Source organism: Nocardia salmonicida (assembly GCF_036142455.1).
Lineage (GTDB): Bacteria > Actinomycetota > Actinomycetes > Mycobacteriales > Mycobacteriaceae > Nocardia > Nocardia salmonicida.
The window spans coordinates 5,622,075-5,638,370 of record NZ_CP108014.1 but is presented as its reverse complement, the minus strand read 5'-3'; the positions used below and the strand labels follow the sequence as shown (position 1 = coordinate 5,638,370).

Below are 16,296 nucleotides of genomic sequence, written 5' to 3'. Positions count from 1 at the left end.
CGATAGGCGAAAAAAGACAGGTGGAACGTGATGCGGACTCTGGCGGTCGTTGGCGGCGGCGCCGTCGGACTCGCCGTCGCATGGCGGGCCGCCGAGGCGGGCTGGACGGTCACCGTGTACGACCCCGAGCCGGCGCGCGGCGCTTCCTTCGTGGCCGGTGGAATGCTCGCTCCACTGTCGGAAGGCTGGCCCGGTGAGGATCGCGTGCTCGCCTTCGGCGCGGCCGCGCTGGCCGAGTGGTCCGCCTTCGGAGACAGCCTGCGCGCGATCGCCGGCGAGTCGATGTTCGTGGCCGATGAGACGCTGACCGTCGCTCTCGACGGCGCCGATGCCACCGACCTGCGCACCGTCTCGGAGTGGCTGGCCGGGTTCGGCCACGACCTGCGGGTACTCGACCGGGCGGGAGTCCGCGCGCTGGAACCCGCACTCGCGCGCACCGTCCGCGCGGGCCTGCACGCGAAGACCGAACCCGCCATCGACAACCGGCGGGTGTTGCGTGCTCTCCAGTCCGCCTGCGCCGCGGCAGATGTCGAAATCCGCGCCGAAGCTGTTGTCGCCCTGGATGATCTACCGCACGACCGGGTCGTCCTCGCGGCGGGCGCCCGCTCCGCCGAGCTCTGGCCCGGCCTGCCGGTGCGCCCGGTGAAGGGCGAAATCCTCCGGTTGCGTCGCAGGCCCGGCGTCAGCCCGCCACCGACCAGGGTGATCCGTGCCCGGGTCCACGGCCGACAGGTCTACTTGGTTCCTCGCGAAGACGGAATCGTCGTCGGTGCAACACAATACGAAGCGGGCTTCGACACCACCGTGACCGTCGGTGGCGTCCGTGACTTGATCGCCGACGCCGAGACCATCCTGCCCGGCATCGCCGAATACGAACTGGCCGAGGCGAATGCGGGTTCGAGGCCGGGAACACCCGACAACCTCCCGTTGCTCGGCCACCTCGACGATCGGGTCGTCGCCGCCACCGGGCACGGTCGCAACGGCATGCTCACCCTGGCGCTCACCGCCGCGGTCGTGCCCGCACTGCTCGACGGCGCCACCCCCGCGGTAGTCGAAGCCGCTTCACCCCAACGTTTTCCGGCATCGCAGATGCCATCTCTGTCGCAAGGAGGAGTTCGATGACCTCGACCATCCCGATCGGCGTCACCGTCAACGGTGTCGACCACGAGTTCCCCGAGCCGCTCAGCGTCCGCGAACTGCTGGCAAAGCTCGAATTGCCCTGCCGGGGTGTGGCATTGGCGGTCGACGGCGCGGTCTTCTCGAAGTCGCGCTGGGACGAACCGGTCGGCCGCGGCTGGACCATCGAGGTGCTCACGGCGGTGCAGGGTGGCTGAGGCCGTCGCGCCGTTGCGTATCGCGGACAAGGAGTTCGGTTCGCGCCTGATCATGGGCACCGGCGGCGCCGAAAACCTCGCCGTCCTGGAACAGGCACTGATCGCGTCGGGCACCGAGCTCACCACTGTCGCCATGCGCCGCGTCGACGCCGCGGGCGGCACCGGCGTGCTCGATCTGCTCAAGCGCCTCGACATCACTCTGCTGCCCAACACCGCGGGCTGTCGCACCGCCGCCGAGGCCGTGCTCACCGCCCAGCTGGCCCGCGAGGCCCTCGACACCAACTGGGTCAAGCTCGAGGTGGTCGCCGACGACCGCACCCTCCTGCCCGACCCCTTCGAACTCCTCGACGCCGCCGAGAAGCTCGTCGACGACGGTTTCGTGGTCCTGCCGTACACCACCGACGACCCCATTCTCGCCCGCCGCCTCGAAGAAGCCGGCTGTGCCGCCGTGATGCCCCTCGGCTCCCCGATCGGCACCGGCTTGGGCATCGCCAACCCCCACAACATCGAGATGATCGTCGCCGCCGCAGCGGTCCCCGTGATCCTCGACGCGGGCATCGGCACCGCCAGCGACGCCGCTCTCGCCATGGAACTCGGCTGTTCGGCAGTCCTGCTCGCTACCGCCGTGACCAGGGCGAAGGAGCCCGAACTCATGGCATCGGCCATGTCGGCGGCGGTGCGCGCGGGCTATCTGGCCAGGCAGGCGGGCCGTATCCCCAAGCGTTTCTGGGCTCAGGCTTCTTCCCCGGCCGTCTAAGGGTCGAAGGTCATCCTCGAGGATGACCCGACTCGCTACTTCCCGGCGACGCGCGTTGCGTGGGTTGTCAGGCAAGCTAGGGCTCATGATCGAGCTGAAGGGCCTGACGAAGCAATTCGGCCAGACCGTCGCGGTGCAGGACCTCACGTTCACCGTCCGACCAGGACTGGTGACCGGGTTCCTCGGACCCAACGGCGCCGGTAAATCGACGACCATGCGGATGATCCTCGGATTGGACAAGCCGACGGCGGGCAGTGCGCTCATCGACGGCAAGAAGTACCAGCAGCTGGAACGCCCGCTCACGCAGGTCGGCGCGCTGCTGGATGCCAAGTGGGTGCATCCGAACCGCTCGGCGCGCGCCCACCTGGAGTGGCTGGCCGCCTCCAACGACATCCCGAAGTCGCGGGTCGAAGAAGTCCTGCGCCTGGTCGGCTTGTCCGAGGTGGCGAACAAGAACGCGGGCGGATTCTCGCTCGGTATGTCCCAGCGTCTCGGCCTCGCGGGCGCGCTGCTCGGCGACCCGAAGGTGCTGCTGTTCGACGAGCCGGTCAACGGCCTCGACCCGGAGGGCATCCTGTGGATCCGCCGGTTCATGCAGCGCCTGGCCGCCGAGGGGCGCACGGTGCTCGTGTCGAGCCACCTGCTCTCGGAGATGTCGCAGACCGCCGAGCAGCTCATCGTCATCGGTCGTGGTCAGCTGATGTTCGACGGCACCACCCAGGAGTTCATCGATCGCGCCTCCGAGCAGTCGGTGCGCGTGCGCAGCCCGCAGCTGGATCAGCTGCGCAGCCTGCTCACCTCGCACGGCATGACCGTGAAGGAAGACGGCGACGCCGCGCTGATCGTCGCGGGCGTCACCTCCGACGAGGTCGGCAAGGTGGCGGGCACGAACAACGTCACGCTCTACGAGCTGGCGCCGCAGCAGGCCTCGCTCGAGGAAGCGTTCATGCGGATGACCGGCGGTGCCGTGGAGTACCACGGTGAAAGCTTCGACCAGGCGATGGGAGGTGCGCTCTGATGGGCGTGCTCGCGGCGGAACGAATCAAACTCACCTCGACCCGCTCGCCCTGGTGGTGCTCGGCGGTCGTAGTGGTCCTCGGCATCGGCCTCGCTTTGCTGATCGCGCTGGTCACGAATGCCGACACCGCGGGCACCTCGGAGGAGGGCCCGCCGTTGCTCACCCCGACTGTCGCGGTATCGGGTGTCTCCAGCTTCGGCGTGATGGTGCTGATGATCATGGCCGCGTTGACGGTGACCAGCGAATATCGCTTCGGCGTGATCCGCTCCAGCTTCCTCGCCGTCCCGAACCGGTCCAAGGTCGTGCTGTCCAAGACCGCCCTGGTCGGCGTGTACGCGGCGGTGCTGACCGGTGTCCTCTCGCTCATCGCCTTCATCGTGGCCAAGGTGATCGTCGGTGACGACGCTCCCGGTCTCGTGCTCGACGGCAACTGGCGAGCGCTCTACAGCGTTCCGATCTATGCCTTCCTGTGCGTCATGCTCGCCATCGGCGTCGGTGTGCTGGTCCGGCAGTCCGCCGCGGCGATCTCGCTGATCGTGCTGTGGTCGCTGCTGGTGGAGAATCTGCTCGGCGCGTTCGGCAGCTTCGGCCGCACCGTGAAGCCGTTCCTGCCGTTCCAGAACGCGAACCGATTCCTGAGCGTCGAGGAGTACGCGGGCGACTGGCACTGGGGCGTATGGGGCAGTCTGATCTACTTCGCCGTCTTCGTGGCGGTCGTTTTCGCCGGGGCGCTCGTGCTGGTCAACCGCCGCGACGCCTGATAATCCAGCCCGGGCCGCCCTCGTAATCGCCCGGGCCGCGAGGGCCGCGACCTTGTCGGGAGGTCGCGTGACCCGACCTTCGGGCTTCCGCTGCCCGGTAGCTCGAAGGTAGGACCGCCGGTCCGCTGCACACAAGCAGCGGACCGGCGGTCGTCGTCGGGTGATATAACCTTTTGAGCGTGAGTGAAACGCCTTCTGGCGGGGTGAATCCGCGGCGCGACGCCGCTGCGGACGTGTCCATCCCGTTGGAGCCGATCGTCAGTGGATCCGCCGAATCCGACTCCGGCGTGCGCGCGGGGCGGAAGCGCCCCCAGCTCTCGTCGAAATTACAGGCCGCCAACCGTCGGGCCGACGTGATCGGTGCGCTGCGCAAGGCGCGCCAACAGCTGCCCGGTGATCCCTCGTTCGGCGATCCGCTGTCGGTGACGGGCCCCGGTGGTGCGCGCGCGGTAGCGAGAGCCGCGGACAAGATCGTCGGCGGCGCGCCGACCGCGGCCAGGGAGATCGGGTTCGGCGCCCTGCAGGTGTGGCAGGCCGGGCTGGAGCGGATCGGTCGTGGGCGTGGCACCGAGGAGGTGACCATCGTGTTCACCGACCTCGTCGGGTTCTCCAGTTGGTCGCTGTCGGTGGGCGACGAGCTCACCCTGGAACTGCTGCGCAAGGTCGCCAGGGCCATCGAGCCGCCGATCGTCGAGCGCGGCGGTCAGGTGGTCAAGCGGATGGGCGACGGTCTGATGGCCGTGTTCTCCTCGCCTGACCGGGCCGTGCGCGCCGCGCTGGCGGCTCGCCGCAATCTCGCCGAGGTCGAGATCGCCGGTTACCGCCCGCGCATGCGGGTCGGCCTGCACACCGGTTCTCCTCGTGAGATCGGTGGCGACTGGCTCGGCGTCGACGTCAATATCGCCGCCCGCATGATGGAGGCGGGCGGTAACGGAAACATGATGATATCCAGCGTCACGTTGGCCGCCCTGCGCCCGGAAACGCTGGATGAGCTGGGTGTTGTCGCCAAACCGTACAAGCGGAATTTCTGGGCCGCGCCGCTGAACGGCGTGCCCGAAGACGTCAGGATCTTCAAGCTACTCACGACGGGCTGAGCGCTTCGCCAGCCGATCCTGTTCTTTCCAGTAGGCCCGGAACGCCTGCTGGGTCGGGGTCGGCTTGGTGGTCAGCGCCCGCCAGTTCGTCGAGCGCACGAAGTCGATCGTCAGCAGCACCGGCAGGATGAACGCCTGAAAGAAGATCAGGTAGTCGCCGCCTTCGAACACGAACGCCAGATACCCGGCGTAGCCGAGGAACGCGATGCCGAACACGGCGTTGAGGCCGCGAGAGAGCGCGCTGCGGCCGTTGTCGATGTTGGCCATGATGATCATCGCGAGGCCGCTGACTGCGAGCAGGCCGACATACCAGGTGAACATGGGGGCAAGCCAACAGCGCTCGCCTTGCCCTGGCCTTGCGAAAGTCTTGCTACTCGGGCCAGAGCGCGGCGCCGAGCCCCGCGAGGACGGCGGCGACGATCAAACCGATCGACATCGCGCGGTTGTTCTTCCAGGTCGTGTACGCGCCGCCGAGCAGGAATCCGGCGAGGGCGAAGAGGAGGACGGACAGCATGGGCTCCATCTTGCCTGGTCGATTCGCCGAGATTAACAAGCACGCGTGCTTGCTTTTTTTCTGAACCGCTGCGATCCTGGGTGCCATGAGTGCTCTCTCCGCTGATCCGGACCTGATCCGGATCGGGAATTGTTCCGGGTTCTACGGTGACCGGCTCAGCGCCATGCGCGAGATGCTGGAGGGCGGGCAACTCGACGTGCTGACCGGCGACTACCTCGCCGAGCTCACCATGCTGATCCTGGGCCGCGACCGGATGAAGGACCCCAGCCTCGGCTACGCCAAGACCTTCGTGCGCCAGATCGAGGACTGCCTGGCCCTCGCGCTGGAGAAGAACGTCCAGATCGTCACCAACGCGGGCGGGCTCAATCCGGCCGGGCTGGCCGAGCGGCTGCGCAAGGTCGCGGCCGACCTCGGGCTGGACGCCAAGATCGCCTACGTCGAGGGCGACGACCTGGTCGCCCGCGCCGCCGAGCTCGACCTGGGTCAGCCGCTCACGGCCAACGCCTACCTCGGCGCGTGGGGGATCGTCGAATGCCTGAATTCCGGCGCCGACATCGTCGTCACCGGCCGGGTCACCGACGCCTCGGTGATCGTCGGCCCGGCGGCGGCCCACTTCGGCTGGGGCCGCACCGATTACGACGCGTTGGCAGGCGCCGTGGTGGCCGGGCACGTGATCGAATGCAGCACCCAGGCCACCGGCGGCAACTTCGCCTTCTTCACCGAACTCGGTGACATCGGCCGCCCCGGCTTCCCGATCGCCGAGATCCGTCGCGACGGGTCCTGCGTGATCACCAAGCACGACGGCACCGGCGGCGCGGTCACCGTCGACACCGTCGAAGCCCAGCTCATGTACGAAATCCAGAGCGCGCGCTACGCCGGACCCGACGTCACCACCCGCCTGGACAGCATCGCGCTGAGCCAGGAGGGCAAGGACCGCGTACTGATCAGCGGCGTCACCGGTGAGGCGCCGCCGCCGCAGCTCAAGGTCTCGCTCAACACCCTGGGCGGTTTCCGCAACGAGATGTCGTTCATTCTCACCGGCCTCGACATCGAAGCCAAAGCCGAACTGGCGCAACGGCAGCTGGAATCCTGGCTGCCGGACAAGCCCGCCGAGCTCACCTGGACGCTGGCCCGCCTCGATCGCCCCGATGCCGAGACCGAAGAGCAGGCCAGCGCGATGCTGCGCTGTGTGGTGCGCGATTCCGATCCGAACAAGGTCGGCCGCGGCTTCTCCAGTGTCGCCGTGGAATTGGCACTGGCCAGCTACCCGGGCGCCAGCTTCACCGCGCTGCCCGGGAACGGTTCCCCCTACGGCGTCTTCACCCCCGGCTTCGTCGACGCGCACGAGGTGCCGCACGTGGCGGTGCTGGCCGACGGCAGCCGAGTCGATATCGCCCCCGCCACGGAAACCCTGGTCCTCGAACCTGTTTCCGACCCCGAGCTCCCCGCGCCGCTGCCCGCCGCCGAGACCCGTCGCGTGCCGCTCGGCACGATCGCTCTCGCCCGCAGCGGCGACAAGGGCGGTGATGCCAATATCGGCGTGTGGGTGCGCACCGACGATCAGTGGCGCTGGCTGGTGCACACCCTCACCGTCGAAAAGCTTCGGGAACTTCTCCCCGAGACGGCCGAACTGACCGTCACCCGCCACGTGCTGCCCAATCTGCGCGCGGTCAACTTCATCATTTCCGGCCTGCTCGGCAAGGGCGTCGCCTATCAGGCGCGTTTCGACCCGCAGGCCAAGGGGCTCGGCGAATGGCTGCGCTCCCGCCACATCGATCTGCCGACGGAGCTGCTCGTATGACGTCTGTTTGGGAAACGCCGGAGCGAAAAGAGCTGCGCGCCACCGTGCGCGGGTTCGTGGAGCGGGACATCCTGCCCGACCTCGACGCCTGGGAGCGCGCGGGCGAGCTCCCGCGCGAACTGCACAAGAAGGCGGGCGAACTGGGCCTGCTCGGCATCGAGTACCCGGAATCGGCGGGTGGCGAGGGCGGCACTGCCATCGACTCGGTGATCGTGGGCGAGGAGATCCATGTCGCAGGCGCGTCCGGTGGACTGTGGGCTTCGCTACTGACCTGCGGAATCGCGTTGCCGCACATGATCGCCTCGGGCAACCAGGCGCAGATCGATCAGTGGGCGAAGCCGACGCTGACCGGTGACCTGATCGGCTCGCTGGCCATCACCGAGCCCGGCGGCGGTTCCGATGTCGGCCACCTCACCACCACCGCCGTGCGCGACGGTGAGGACTTCATCATCAACGGCGCCAAGACGTTCATCACCTCGGGTTGTCGGGCCGACTTCGTCGTCACCGCGGTGCGCACGGGAGGCCCTGGCGCGGCGGGTGTTTCGCTGATCCTCGTGCCGAAGGACACGCCCGGCTTCACCGTCAGCCGCAAGCTGGAGAAGATGGGCTGGCTGGCTTCCGATACCGCCGAGCTGTCGTACGTGGACGTGCGAGTGCCCGCGTCGAACCTGGTCGGGGCCGAGAACAGCGGCTTCGCGCAGATCGCCGCCGCGTTCGTCAGCGAGCGGGTCGGCCTCGCGGTGCAGGCGTATTCGCTGGCCCAGCGCGCGCTCGATCTCACCGTGCAGTGGTGCCGTGATCGCGAGACCTTCGGTCGTCCGCTGATCAGTCGCCAGAAGGTGCAGATGACGCTCACCGATATGGCCCAGCGCGTGGACATTTCGCGCACCTATACCCGGGCGCTGGTGGAGCGCTACGTCGCCGGTGACGAGAACCTGATCGCCCAGGTGTGCTTCGCGAAGAACAACGCCGTCGAGACCGCCGAATGGGTGGCCAACCAGGCCGTGCAGCTGCACGGCGGGATGGGCTACATGCGCGAGGCCGAGGTCGAGCGCATCTACCGCGATGTGCGCATCATCGGCATCGGCGGCGGCACCAACGAGATCCTGACCATGCTGGCGTCGAAAGTATTGGGGTACCAGGCATGACGACCTTCCGTTCCATCCTCGACAACACCTCGCCCGAGTACACCGCGGCCGCCGAGGCGATGTCGGTCAAGCTCACCGAGGTCGAGGCGGAGTTCGCCAAGGCGATCGCCGGTGGCGGCGCCGACAAGGTGGCCCGCCACCACAAGCGCGGCAAGCTGACGGCGCGTGAGCGCATCGAACTGCTGCTCGACGAGGACTCGCCGTTCCTCGAACTGTGCCCACTCGCGGCCTGGGGCAGCGACTTCCAGGTCGGCGCCTCGACGATCGCCGGAATCGGCCTCGTCGAGGGTGTCGAGTGCATGATCGTCGCGCCCGATCCGACCGTGCGTGGTGGCGCCTCGAATCCGTGGACACTGCGCAAGCAGTTCCGGATCAACGAGATCATCAGGGAGAACCGGCTGCCGGTGATCTCGCTGGTCGAATCCGCCGGTGCGGATCTGCCGACGCAGAAGGAAGTCTTCATCCCCGGCGGCGCGATGTTCCGCGATCTCACCCAGGCCTCGGCCGCCGGAATCCCCACCATCTCGCTGGTTTTCGGCAACTCCACTGCCGGTGGCGCCTATATCCCCGGCATGTCCGACTACGTCGTGATGGTCAAGGAGGGCGCGAAGGTCTTCCTCGCGGGCCCGCCGCTGGTGAAGATGGCCACCGGTGAGGACTCCGACGACGAGACCCTCGGCGGCGCCGAGATGCACGCCCGCACGTCGGGTCTGGCCGACTATCTGGCCGCCGACGAGCAGGACGCGATCCGGTTGGGCCGCAATATCGTTCGCCGCCTGAACTGGAAGAAGCAGGGCCCCGAGCCGCGCGCCGAGGTCATCTCGCCGCTCTACGATCCCGAGGAACTGCTCGGCATCGTGCCCTCGGACCTGAAGATCCCGTTCGACCCCCGCGAGATCATCGCTCGCGTCGTGGACGGCTCCGATTTCGACGAGTTCAAGCCGCTCTACGGTTCCTCGCTGGTCACCGGGTGGGCCGAGATCAACGGCTACCCGATCGGCATCCTCGCCAACGCGCGCGGCGTGCTGTTCTCCGAGGAATCGCAGAAGGCCACCCAGTTCATCCAGCTGGCGAACAAGAAGAACACGCCACTGTTGTTCCTGCACAACACCACCGGCTACATGGTCGGCAAGGAGTACGAGCACGGCGGCATCATCAAGCACGGCGCGATGATGATCAACGCCGTCGCCAACTCGACGGTGCCGCACATCTCGCTGCTGGTCGGTGCCTCCTACGGGGCCGGGCACTACGGCATGTGCGGGCGCGCGTTCAACCCGCGCTTCCTGTTCGCCTGGCCGAGTGCGAAGTCCGCCGTCATGGGCGGCGCGCAGCTGGGCGGCGTGCTCACCATCGTGCAGCGCGGCGCGGCCGAGTCCAAGGGCCTGCCGTTCGACGAGGAGGCCGCCGCCGGTCTCGCCGCGATGGTCGAGGCGCAGATCGAGGCCGAGGCCATGCCGATGTTCCTGTCGGGCAGGCTTTTCGACGACGGCATCATCGACCCCCGCGACACCCGCACCGTGCTGGGAATGGCCCTGTCGGCCATTCACACAGCCCCGATCAAGGGCGCCGATGGCTTCGGCGTCTTCCGAATGTGAGGCAAACAATGACTGCATCGCGAAGCGATTCGGTGAGGGGCGGCGGTCGGGCGACGGGCGGGCCTATTACTAACGTTCTCGTTGCCAATCGCGGTGAGATCGCGCGCCGTGTCTTCGCCACGTGCAGGCGGATGGGCATCGGCACCACCGCGGTCTATTCCGATGCGGATGCCGCGTCGCCGCACGTGTCCGAGGCCGACGCCGCCATCCGGCTGCCCGGCAACACGCCCGCCGAGACCTACCTGCGCGGCGAGCTGATCATCGAGGCCGCCTTGTCGGCCGGTGCCGACGCGATCCACCCCGGCTACGGATTCCTCTCCGAGAACGCCGAATTCGCGCGGGCGGTGCTCGACGCGGGTCTGGTGTGGATCGGTCCGCCGGTCGCGGCGATCGAGCAGATGGGCTCCAAGGTCGAGTCCAAGAAGATGATGGACGCCGCCGGTGTTCCCGTGCTCGCCGAGCTCGACCCGGCCGAGGTCACCGACGCGCACCTGCCCGTGCTGATCAAGGCGTCCGCCGGTGGTGGTGGTCGCGGCATGCGTGTCGTGCGCGACCTGGCCGAACTGCGGGATCAGATCGCCGGCGCCCAGCGCGAGGCCGAGTCGGCCTTCGGCGATCCGACGGTGTTCTGTGAGCGCTACCTCGAGACCGGCCGTCACATCGAAGTCCAGATCATGTCGGACACTTTCGGCAAGACCTGGGCGGTGGGCGAGCGTGAGTGCTCGATCCAGCGTCGTCATCAGAAGGTCGTCGAGGAAGCCCCGTCGCCGCTGGTCGAGAAGATCGACGGCATGCGTGAGCGGCTGTTCGAGGCGGCGCGTCTGGCGGCCGAGGCGATCGGGTACGAGGGTGCGGGCACCGTCGAGTTCCTGGCCGACGAGAAGGGCGACTTCTTCTTCCTGGAGATGAATACCCGCCTCCAGGTGGAACATCCGGTCACCGAGCAGACCACCGGCCTCGACCTGGTCCGCCTGCAATTGCAGGTGGCCTCCGGTCTGCCGCTGCCCGCGAACCAGCCCGCGCAGCGCGGTCACTCGATCGAGGTCCGCCTCTACGCCGAGGACCCCGCCAACGACTGGCAGCCACAGAGCGGCCCGGTGCACAAGATCGAGATTCCCTTCACCGCCGGTGAATTCACCGTCCTCGATCAGCCCGGCGTACGACTCGACACCGGCGTCGTGGACAACTCGCTGGTCGGTGTGCACTACGACCCGATGCTGGCCAAGGTGATCTCCTACGCCGAAACCCGCGCGGAGGCAGCGCATCTGCTCGCCACCGCGCTCCAGCGCGCCAAGCTCCACGGCCTGGTCACCAACCGTGATCTGCTCGTGCGGGTGCTGCGGCACCCGGCATTCCTCGCCGGTGACACCGACACCGCCTTCTTCGCCACCCACGACCTGGCCGTGCTCTCGGCGCCGCTGGCGTCGGAGGCCGACGAGGCGCTCTCGATCGTGGCTGCGGCACTGGCTGATTCAGCTGCCAACCGCAGCACCTCGCGCCTGGCCGGACTCACCCCGAGCGGCTGGCGCAACCTGCCTTCGCAGCCGCAGACCAAGTCCTACGAGAGCCGCACCACCGGTACGCACGAGGTGCGCTACCGCTTCACTCGCACCGGTGTCGCGGTCGAGGGTCATGAGGGCCTCGAGCTGATCTCGGTGGCCGCCGACCGCGTCGTTCTCGGTGTTCCCGGCGAACGTGGCTCGGTGCGTAGGCAATTCGAGATCGCCCGCTACGACGACCTCGTCGCGATCGACTCCCCGCTCGGCCCGGTGGCCGTGCGCAGGTTGCCGCGCTTCACCGACCCGTCCGAGCAGGTCGCGGCGGGTTCGTTGCTCGCGCCGATGCCGGGCAGCGTGATCCGCCTCGGCGCCGCCGAAGGAGACCAGGTCAAGCAGGGGCAGCCGATCCTGTGGCTGGAGGCGATGAAGATGGAACACACCATCGCCGCGCCCGCCACCGGCATTCTCAGTGCACTCAATGTGACCGTCGGCCAGCAGGTCGAGGTCGGAACCGTCCTCGCCGTCGTCGAGGAAGAAGAGCAGGAGCAGGCATGAGTTTCATCGAAACCGAAGAGCAGAAGGCGCTGCGGGCGGCGGTCGCGTCGCTCGCGTCGAAGTACAACTACCGCGACTACGTGCTGCCGCTCTCGCGCAAGAGCGAGCCGCTCACCGAACTGTGGGACGAAGCGGGCAAGCTCGGCTTCCTCGGCGTGAACCTGCCGGAGGAGTTCGGCGGCGGTGGCGCGGGCATGTACGAGCTGGCGCTCGTGCAGGAAGAGCTCTCGGCCCAGGGTGCGGGCCTGCTGCTGATGGTCGTGTCCCCGGCTATCTGCGGCACCATCATCACCAAGTACGGCACCGACGCGCAGAAGCAGACCTGGCTGCCCAAGCTCGCCGACGGCACCTCGAAGATGGTCTTCGCGATCACCGAGCCCGACGCGGGCTCCAACTCGCACCAGATCACCACCACGGCCCGCCGCGACGGTGACGACTGGATCCTCAACGGCCGCAAGATCTTCATCTCCGGTGTCGATCAGGCCGAGGCCATCCTGGTGGTCTCGCGTACCTCCGACCACAAGACCGGCAAGCTCAAGCCCGCGCTGTTCATCGTGCCGGTCGACGCGCCCGGCCTGGTGAAGAACGTCCAGGAGATGGACGTCATCGAACCCGACCACCAGTACACGCTGTTCTTCGACGACGTGCGCCTGCCCGGCGACGCCCTGGTCGGCTCCGAGGACGCGGCGCTGGCGCAGCTGTTCGCCGGGCTGAACCCCGAGCGCATCATGGGCTCGGCCATGGCGATCGGCCTCGGCCGCTACGCCATCGACCGCGCGGTGGAATACGCCAAGGAGCGTACGGTCTGGAAGACCCCGATCGGTGCGCACCAGGGCATTTCGCATCCCCTCGCGCAGATCAAGATCGAGCTGGAACTGGCCAAGCTGATGATGCAGAAGGCCGCGACCCTCTACGACACGGGCGACGAGTTCGGCGCCGCCGAGGCCGCCAATATGGCCAAGTACGCGGCGGCCGAGGCCAGCATCAAGGCCCTCGATCAGTCGATCCAGACCCACGGCGGTTCGGGTCTGACCCGTGAGGTCGGCCTGGCGGCCATGCTCCAAGCGGCGCGGATCATGCGCATCGCCCCGGTGAGCCGCGAGATGATCCTCAACTTCGTCTCCCAGCACTCGCTCGGTCTGCCGCGCTCGTACTAGGACACTCGGTGGTCGCCTCGACGGCGGGGCGACCACCCTCTACCGGATGAACAGGAGTCCCGATGAGTGACGCGACGGAAACACCGTTCGTCCGCTACGAGGTCGTCGACGGTTTCGCCACGCTGACCTTCGATTCGCCGCACAACCGTAATGCGCTCTCGTCCAAGCTCGTTCGTGAGCTGCTCGCCGGATTAGATGCCGCGGCAACCGATCCCGCGGTGCGCGGCATCGTCCTGGCCCACACCGGCGACACCTTCTGCGCGGGCGCAGACCTCAAGGAGGCGAGCACCGCCGATCCCGCGGTGGCGGCCGACGAGCGCACCCGCGTGATGATCGACGTGCTGCGCGGCATCCTCGCCTCGCCCAAGCCGGTGATCGCGCAGATCGACGGCAATGTCCGCGCCGGTGGCATGGGCATCATCGGGGCCTGCGACCTCGTCGTCGCGGGGCCGGGCAGTAGTTTCGCGCTCACCGAGGTGCGCATCGGGATGGCGCCGTTCATGATCTCGCTCACCCTGGTGCCGCGGCTGGACCAGCGGGCCGCGAGCCGCTACTTCTTGACCGGTGAGAAGTTCGACGCCGCGACCGCGCAGGAGATCGGCCTGGTCACCGTGGCCGCCGAGGACGCCGCCGCCGAGGTGAAACGCCTGTCAGGGGAGCTGCGCAAGGGTTCACCGCAGGGACTTGCCGAGTCCAAGAAACTGGTCAACGCGGCGCTGCTGGAGACCTTCGATGCCGAGGCGGAAGCATTGGCCAAGCGGTCGGCGAGCTTCTTCGGCACCCCCGAGGTGATCGAGGGCATGACGGCCTTCTTCCAGAAGCGCCCACCCAACTGGGCACAATAGTCCGATGGCGACACCCCACGAACCCAAGCAGGACCGCAGCCGGGCCACCCGGCAGCGGCTGCTGGAGGCGACCATCGACTGCCTGGCCGAAACCGGCTGGGCAGCTGCCACCGTGTCGGTGGTCGCCGAGCGGGCCGGGGTGTCGCGTGGCGCCGCTCAACACCATTTCCCCACTCGTGAGGAACTGATCACCGCCGCGCTCGAGTTCATGTTCGAGTTCCGGATGGACATGGCCAAGGCCGAAGCCGAGACGGTGAACGCGGTCGCTCAGGGCGAAGGCCGAACGCGCGCGGTCGTTTCCGCACTGGTCGAGTCCTACACCACCCCGTTCTTCAAAGCCGCCCTCCAGGTCTGGACCCACGCCGCCGCCGATCCGGCCCTGCGTGAGCGCATCCTCCCCCTCGAGGCCCGCTTCGGCCGGACCTCCCACCGCCGCGCCGTCGAGGCGCTCGGCGTCGACGACTCCGACCCGGTCGCCCACCACCTGGTCCAGGCCACCCTCGACCTCGCCCGCGGCCTCGGCCTCGCCGACGTCCTCACCGACGACTCCGCCCGCCGCAAACTGATCGTCGATCAGTGGGCCGCCACCCTCCACACCGCCCTCAACATCACCCACTGAGCCCTTGTGACCTGGTCGTTTCGGAGTATATAGTTCGACCACGGGGGAATATATATCGAGGGACTGTGCGATGACCAAACGCCTGATCGAGATCGACGACGAGCTACTCGAGTCCGCGCAGGACGCGCTCGGAACCGCTGGCGTTTCCGATACCGTTCGCGCCGCGCTGAACTCGGCCGTGGTGGCGCATGCGCGCGCGAGCGAAGTCGAATGGTTGGTCAACGGCGGCATGGCCGAAATGGCCGACAAGGATCGGCGCGACGACGTATGGCGATAACGGCGCGCTATCTCATCGACACCAGCGCGGCCGCTCGAATGCGTCATCCGGATGTGGGGGCTGCACTCGGGCCGCTGCTCGAGGCCGGGTTGATCGCCACCTGTGCACCGCTCGATTCCGAGGCGCTCTATAGCGCTCGAAGCCCGGCTGAATACGAACAGATTCGTTTTCGACGCCGCGCAGCCTATGAGTACCTGCCCACCAACGACGAACACTGGCAAAGCGCTCTCACGATCCAACGCGAACTCGCGCGGTCGGGCCGCCACCGCGCCGTCGGCATCCATGACCTGCTCGCTTCGGTGCTTGCGATAGAACACCGCCTTGTCCTGTTCCACTACGACTCCGATTTCGAAACAGTCGCGTCGGTGGTGGATCTCAATCACCGCTGGGTCGCACCTCGGGGAAGTCTCGAGACGCAGTGACCAGGTGATGTCACACTCCGGCCGGCTACTTCGTCGACTCTGTGAACGCGAAAGAAGCGACGGAGGAGTGGATCATGGCGGAGCAGAAGAAGATCGCGGTGGCTGGGGCGACCGGGCGGCTGGGCACGCATGTGGTGGATGTGCTGGTCGAGCGTGGGCACGAGGTGGTGGCCTTCTCGCGGGCCAACGGGGTGGATATCGAGACCGGTGTGGGGCTGGACGAGGCGCTGAACGGGGTGGATATCGTCATCGACGCCTCCAGTACGCCCTCGGCGGACCAGCAGGTGGCGACCGAGTTCTTCACCTCCTCCGCGCGGAATCTGCATGCGGCAGGGGAGCGGGCCGGGGTGGAGCGGCTCGTCGTGGTGTCGATCATCGGGATCGACGGTTCGCTCGCGGGGTACAACGCCGCCAAGCTCGCCCATGAGCAGGAGCTGCTCAAAGGCGCTCTGCCGGTGCAGATTCTGCGTGCCGCGCAGTTCCACGAGCTCGTCGAGGTCATGGTGGGGTGGGGCACCCAGGATGGCGTCGCCTACATCGAGGGCATGCGCACCCAGTTGGTTGCCGCTCGAACAGTCGCCGAGGCACTGGTAGACCTTGCTGTGAGTCCGATTGCCGCCGAAGATATTCCGTTCCCCGAGATCGCGGGTCCACAGCCGGAGACGATGGCCGCCGCCGCCACCGCGCTGGTGGCGGCTCGCGGTGACGCCCTCCAGATCATCGAGACCTCCGACTCCGCCAACCCGGACCGCGAGCAGTTCGAGAACGGCACCCTTCTGCCTTCCCCGCACGCCACCCTGGCCGGTCCGACCTTCGCCGAGTGGATCGCCGCCACGGTGGCCGTCGCTCGCTGACACAGCCGTGACCGAGCGCGGTCGACACAGACACGAACGCCGGGCC

General features: G+C 67.8%; 18 protein-coding genes. 16 read left to right on the top strand and 2 right to left on the bottom strand.

The genetic code is table 11. The features are described from left to right. Positions 1–30 precede the first annotated feature (30 nt). The 6 genes from thiO to OHS03_RS26395 all read left to right on the top strand — a co-directional run bounded on the left by thiO (position 31) and on the right by OHS03_RS26395 (position 4,964). Positions 31–1,122, top strand: coding sequence for a glycine oxidase ThiO (gene thiO / locus OHS03_RS26420; protein ID WP_328657810.1), 1,092 nt, complete (start codon positions 31–33; stop codon positions 1,120–1,122). Beyond that, the gene (gene thiS, locus OHS03_RS26415; RefSeq protein ID WP_056814965.1) at positions 1,119–1,334 is read left to right on the top strand and encodes a sulfur carrier protein ThiS; all 216 of its coding nucleotides are present in this window, start codon (positions 1,119–1,121) and stop codon (positions 1,332–1,334) included. The genes thiO and thiS overlap by 4 nt, the downstream gene beginning before the upstream one ends. Before the next feature lie 52 nt (positions 1,335–1,386). After that, on the top strand, positions 1,387–2,091 hold the full coding sequence (locus OHS03_RS26410) for a thiazole synthase (protein WP_056816291.1): 705 nt from the start codon (positions 1,387–1,389) through the stop codon (positions 2,089–2,091). Positions 2,092–2,176: 85 nt separating this feature from the next. Next, positions 2,177–3,109 carry an ABC transporter ATP-binding protein gene (locus OHS03_RS26405; RefSeq protein ID WP_056814962.1) on the top strand — a complete coding sequence of 311 codons (933 nt, stop codon included), beginning with the start codon at positions 2,177–2,179 and terminating at the stop codon, positions 3,107–3,109. Continuing rightward, positions 3,109–3,870, top strand: coding sequence for an ABC transporter permease (locus tag OHS03_RS26400; RefSeq protein ID WP_063006236.1), 762 nt, complete (start codon positions 3,109–3,111; stop codon positions 3,868–3,870). The genes OHS03_RS26405 and OHS03_RS26400 overlap by 1 nt, the downstream gene beginning before the upstream one ends. A 287-nt stretch (positions 3,871–4,157) precedes the next feature. Next, a complete protein-coding gene (locus tag OHS03_RS26395; RefSeq protein ID WP_357366518.1) occupies positions 4,158–4,964 on the top strand; it encodes an adenylate/guanylate cyclase domain-containing protein in 807 nt (268 codons plus the stop codon). Here OHS03_RS26395 and OHS03_RS26390 read toward each other — a convergent pair. Together OHS03_RS26390 and OHS03_RS26385 are read right to left on the bottom strand one after the other, a co-directional pair. Further along, on the bottom strand, positions 4,947–5,285 hold the full coding sequence (locus tag OHS03_RS26390; protein ID WP_328657809.1) for a hypothetical protein: 339 nt from the start codon (positions 5,283–5,285) through the stop codon (positions 4,947–4,949). The genes OHS03_RS26395 and OHS03_RS26390 overlap by 18 nt on opposite strands. 49 nt (positions 5,286–5,334) lie before the next feature. Then, positions 5,335–5,478, bottom strand: coding sequence for a CG2302 family histidine operon protein (locus OHS03_RS26385; RefSeq protein ID WP_328657807.1), 144 nt, complete (start codon positions 5,476–5,478; stop codon positions 5,335–5,337). 85 nt (positions 5,479–5,563) lie between these two features. On the opposite strand from OHS03_RS26385, the gene OHS03_RS26380 reads away from it, so the two are divergent. From OHS03_RS26380 to OHS03_RS26335, 10 genes are all read left to right on the top strand, one after another. Further along, positions 5,564–7,279, top strand: coding sequence for an acyclic terpene utilization AtuA family protein (locus OHS03_RS26380; RefSeq protein ID WP_328657804.1), 1,716 nt, complete (start codon positions 5,564–5,566; stop codon positions 7,277–7,279). Then, entirely contained in the window at positions 7,276–8,427 is a 1,152-nt protein-coding gene (locus OHS03_RS26375; RefSeq protein ID WP_063006237.1) for an acyl-CoA dehydrogenase family protein, read from the top strand. The genes OHS03_RS26380 and OHS03_RS26375 overlap by 4 nt, the downstream gene beginning before the upstream one ends. Beyond that, a complete protein-coding gene (locus OHS03_RS26370) occupies positions 8,424–10,022 on the top strand; it encodes an acyl-CoA carboxylase subunit beta (protein ID WP_063054538.1) in 1,599 nt (532 codons plus the stop codon). The genes OHS03_RS26375 and OHS03_RS26370 overlap by 4 nt, the downstream gene beginning before the upstream one ends. Positions 10,023–10,030: 8 nt before the next feature. Further along, complete coding sequence (locus OHS03_RS26365) at positions 10,031–12,076, top strand: acetyl/propionyl/methylcrotonyl-CoA carboxylase subunit alpha (protein ID WP_328657801.1); 2,046 nt, start codon at positions 10,031–10,033, stop codon at positions 12,074–12,076. Next, positions 12,073–13,233, top strand: coding sequence for an acyl-CoA dehydrogenase family protein (locus OHS03_RS26360; RefSeq protein WP_328657799.1), 1,161 nt, complete (start codon positions 12,073–12,075; stop codon positions 13,231–13,233). Before OHS03_RS26365 ends, OHS03_RS26360 begins: the two co-directional genes overlap by 4 nt. A gap of 62 nt (positions 13,234–13,295) precedes the next feature. Next, positions 13,296–14,078 carry an enoyl-CoA hydratase family protein gene (locus tag OHS03_RS26355; protein ID WP_328657797.1) on the top strand — a complete coding sequence of 261 codons (783 nt, stop codon included), beginning with the start codon at positions 13,296–13,298 and terminating at the stop codon, positions 14,076–14,078. A 4-nt stretch (positions 14,079–14,082) separates the two neighbouring features. Next, positions 14,083–14,697 (top strand): TetR/AcrR family transcriptional regulator, encoded by a 615-nt coding sequence (locus tag OHS03_RS26350; protein WP_056814935.1) that lies wholly within the window; start codon positions 14,083–14,085, stop codon positions 14,695–14,697. A gap of 70 nt (positions 14,698–14,767) precedes the next feature. After that, complete coding sequence (locus OHS03_RS26345) at positions 14,768–14,974, top strand: hypothetical protein (protein ID WP_056814932.1); 207 nt, start codon at positions 14,768–14,770, stop codon at positions 14,972–14,974. Continuing rightward, entirely contained in the window at positions 14,965–15,396 is a 432-nt protein-coding gene (locus OHS03_RS26340) for a PIN domain-containing protein (protein ID WP_328657795.1), read from the top strand. Before OHS03_RS26345 ends, OHS03_RS26340 begins: the two co-directional genes overlap by 10 nt. Positions 15,397–15,470: 74 nt before the next feature. After that, positions 15,471–16,250 (top strand): SDR family oxidoreductase, encoded by a 780-nt coding sequence (locus OHS03_RS26335; RefSeq protein WP_328657793.1) that lies wholly within the window; start codon positions 15,471–15,473, stop codon positions 16,248–16,250. Positions 16,251–16,296: the final 46 nt, after the last annotated feature.

What these genes read in the sequence shown, in the direction of transcription:
- thiO (WP_328657810.1), top strand. Translation starts at nt 31, where the DNA reads ATGCGGACTCTGGCGGTCGTTGGCGGCGGCGCCGTCGGACTCGCCGTC.
- thiS (WP_056814965.1), top strand. Translation starts at nt 1,119, where the DNA reads ATGACCTCGACCATCCCGATCGGCGTCACCGTCAACGGTGTCGACCAC.
- OHS03_RS26410 (WP_056816291.1), top strand. Translation starts at nt 1,387, where the DNA reads ATGGGCACCGGCGGCGCCGAAAACCTCGCCGTCCTGGAACAGGCACTG.
- OHS03_RS26405 (WP_056814962.1), top strand. Translation starts at nt 2,177, where the DNA reads ATGATCGAGCTGAAGGGCCTGACGAAGCAATTCGGCCAGACCGTCGCG.
- OHS03_RS26400 (WP_063006236.1), top strand. Translation starts at nt 3,109, where the DNA reads ATGGGCGTGCTCGCGGCGGAACGAATCAAACTCACCTCGACCCGCTCG.
- OHS03_RS26390 (WP_328657809.1), bottom strand. Translation starts at nt 5,285, where the DNA reads ATGTTCACCTGGTATGTCGGCCTGCTCGCAGTCAGCGGCCTCGCGATG.
- OHS03_RS26385 (WP_328657807.1), bottom strand. Translation starts at nt 5,478, where the DNA reads ATGCTGTCCGTCCTCCTCTTCGCCCTCGCCGGATTCCTGCTCGGCGGC.
- OHS03_RS26380 (WP_328657804.1), top strand. Translation starts at nt 5,564, where the DNA reads ATGAGTGCTCTCTCCGCTGATCCGGACCTGATCCGGATCGGGAATTGT.
- OHS03_RS26375 (WP_063006237.1), top strand. Translation starts at nt 7,276, where the DNA reads ATGACGTCTGTTTGGGAAACGCCGGAGCGAAAAGAGCTGCGCGCCACC.
- OHS03_RS26370 (WP_063054538.1), top strand. Translation starts at nt 8,424, where the DNA reads ATGACGACCTTCCGTTCCATCCTCGACAACACCTCGCCCGAGTACACC.
- OHS03_RS26365 (WP_328657801.1), top strand. Translation starts at nt 10,031, where the DNA reads ATGACTGCATCGCGAAGCGATTCGGTGAGGGGCGGCGGTCGGGCGACG.
- OHS03_RS26360 (WP_328657799.1), top strand. Translation starts at nt 12,073, where the DNA reads ATGAGTTTCATCGAAACCGAAGAGCAGAAGGCGCTGCGGGCGGCGGTC.
- OHS03_RS26355 (WP_328657797.1), top strand. Translation starts at nt 13,296, where the DNA reads ATGAGTGACGCGACGGAAACACCGTTCGTCCGCTACGAGGTCGTCGAC.
- OHS03_RS26350 (WP_056814935.1), top strand. Translation starts at nt 14,083, where the DNA reads ATGGCGACACCCCACGAACCCAAGCAGGACCGCAGCCGGGCCACCCGG.
- OHS03_RS26345 (WP_056814932.1), top strand. Translation starts at nt 14,768, where the DNA reads ATGACCAAACGCCTGATCGAGATCGACGACGAGCTACTCGAGTCCGCG.
- OHS03_RS26340 (WP_328657795.1), top strand. Translation starts at nt 14,965, where the DNA reads ATGGCGATAACGGCGCGCTATCTCATCGACACCAGCGCGGCCGCTCGA.
- OHS03_RS26335 (WP_328657793.1), top strand. Translation starts at nt 15,471, where the DNA reads ATGGCGGAGCAGAAGAAGATCGCGGTGGCTGGGGCGACCGGGCGGCTG.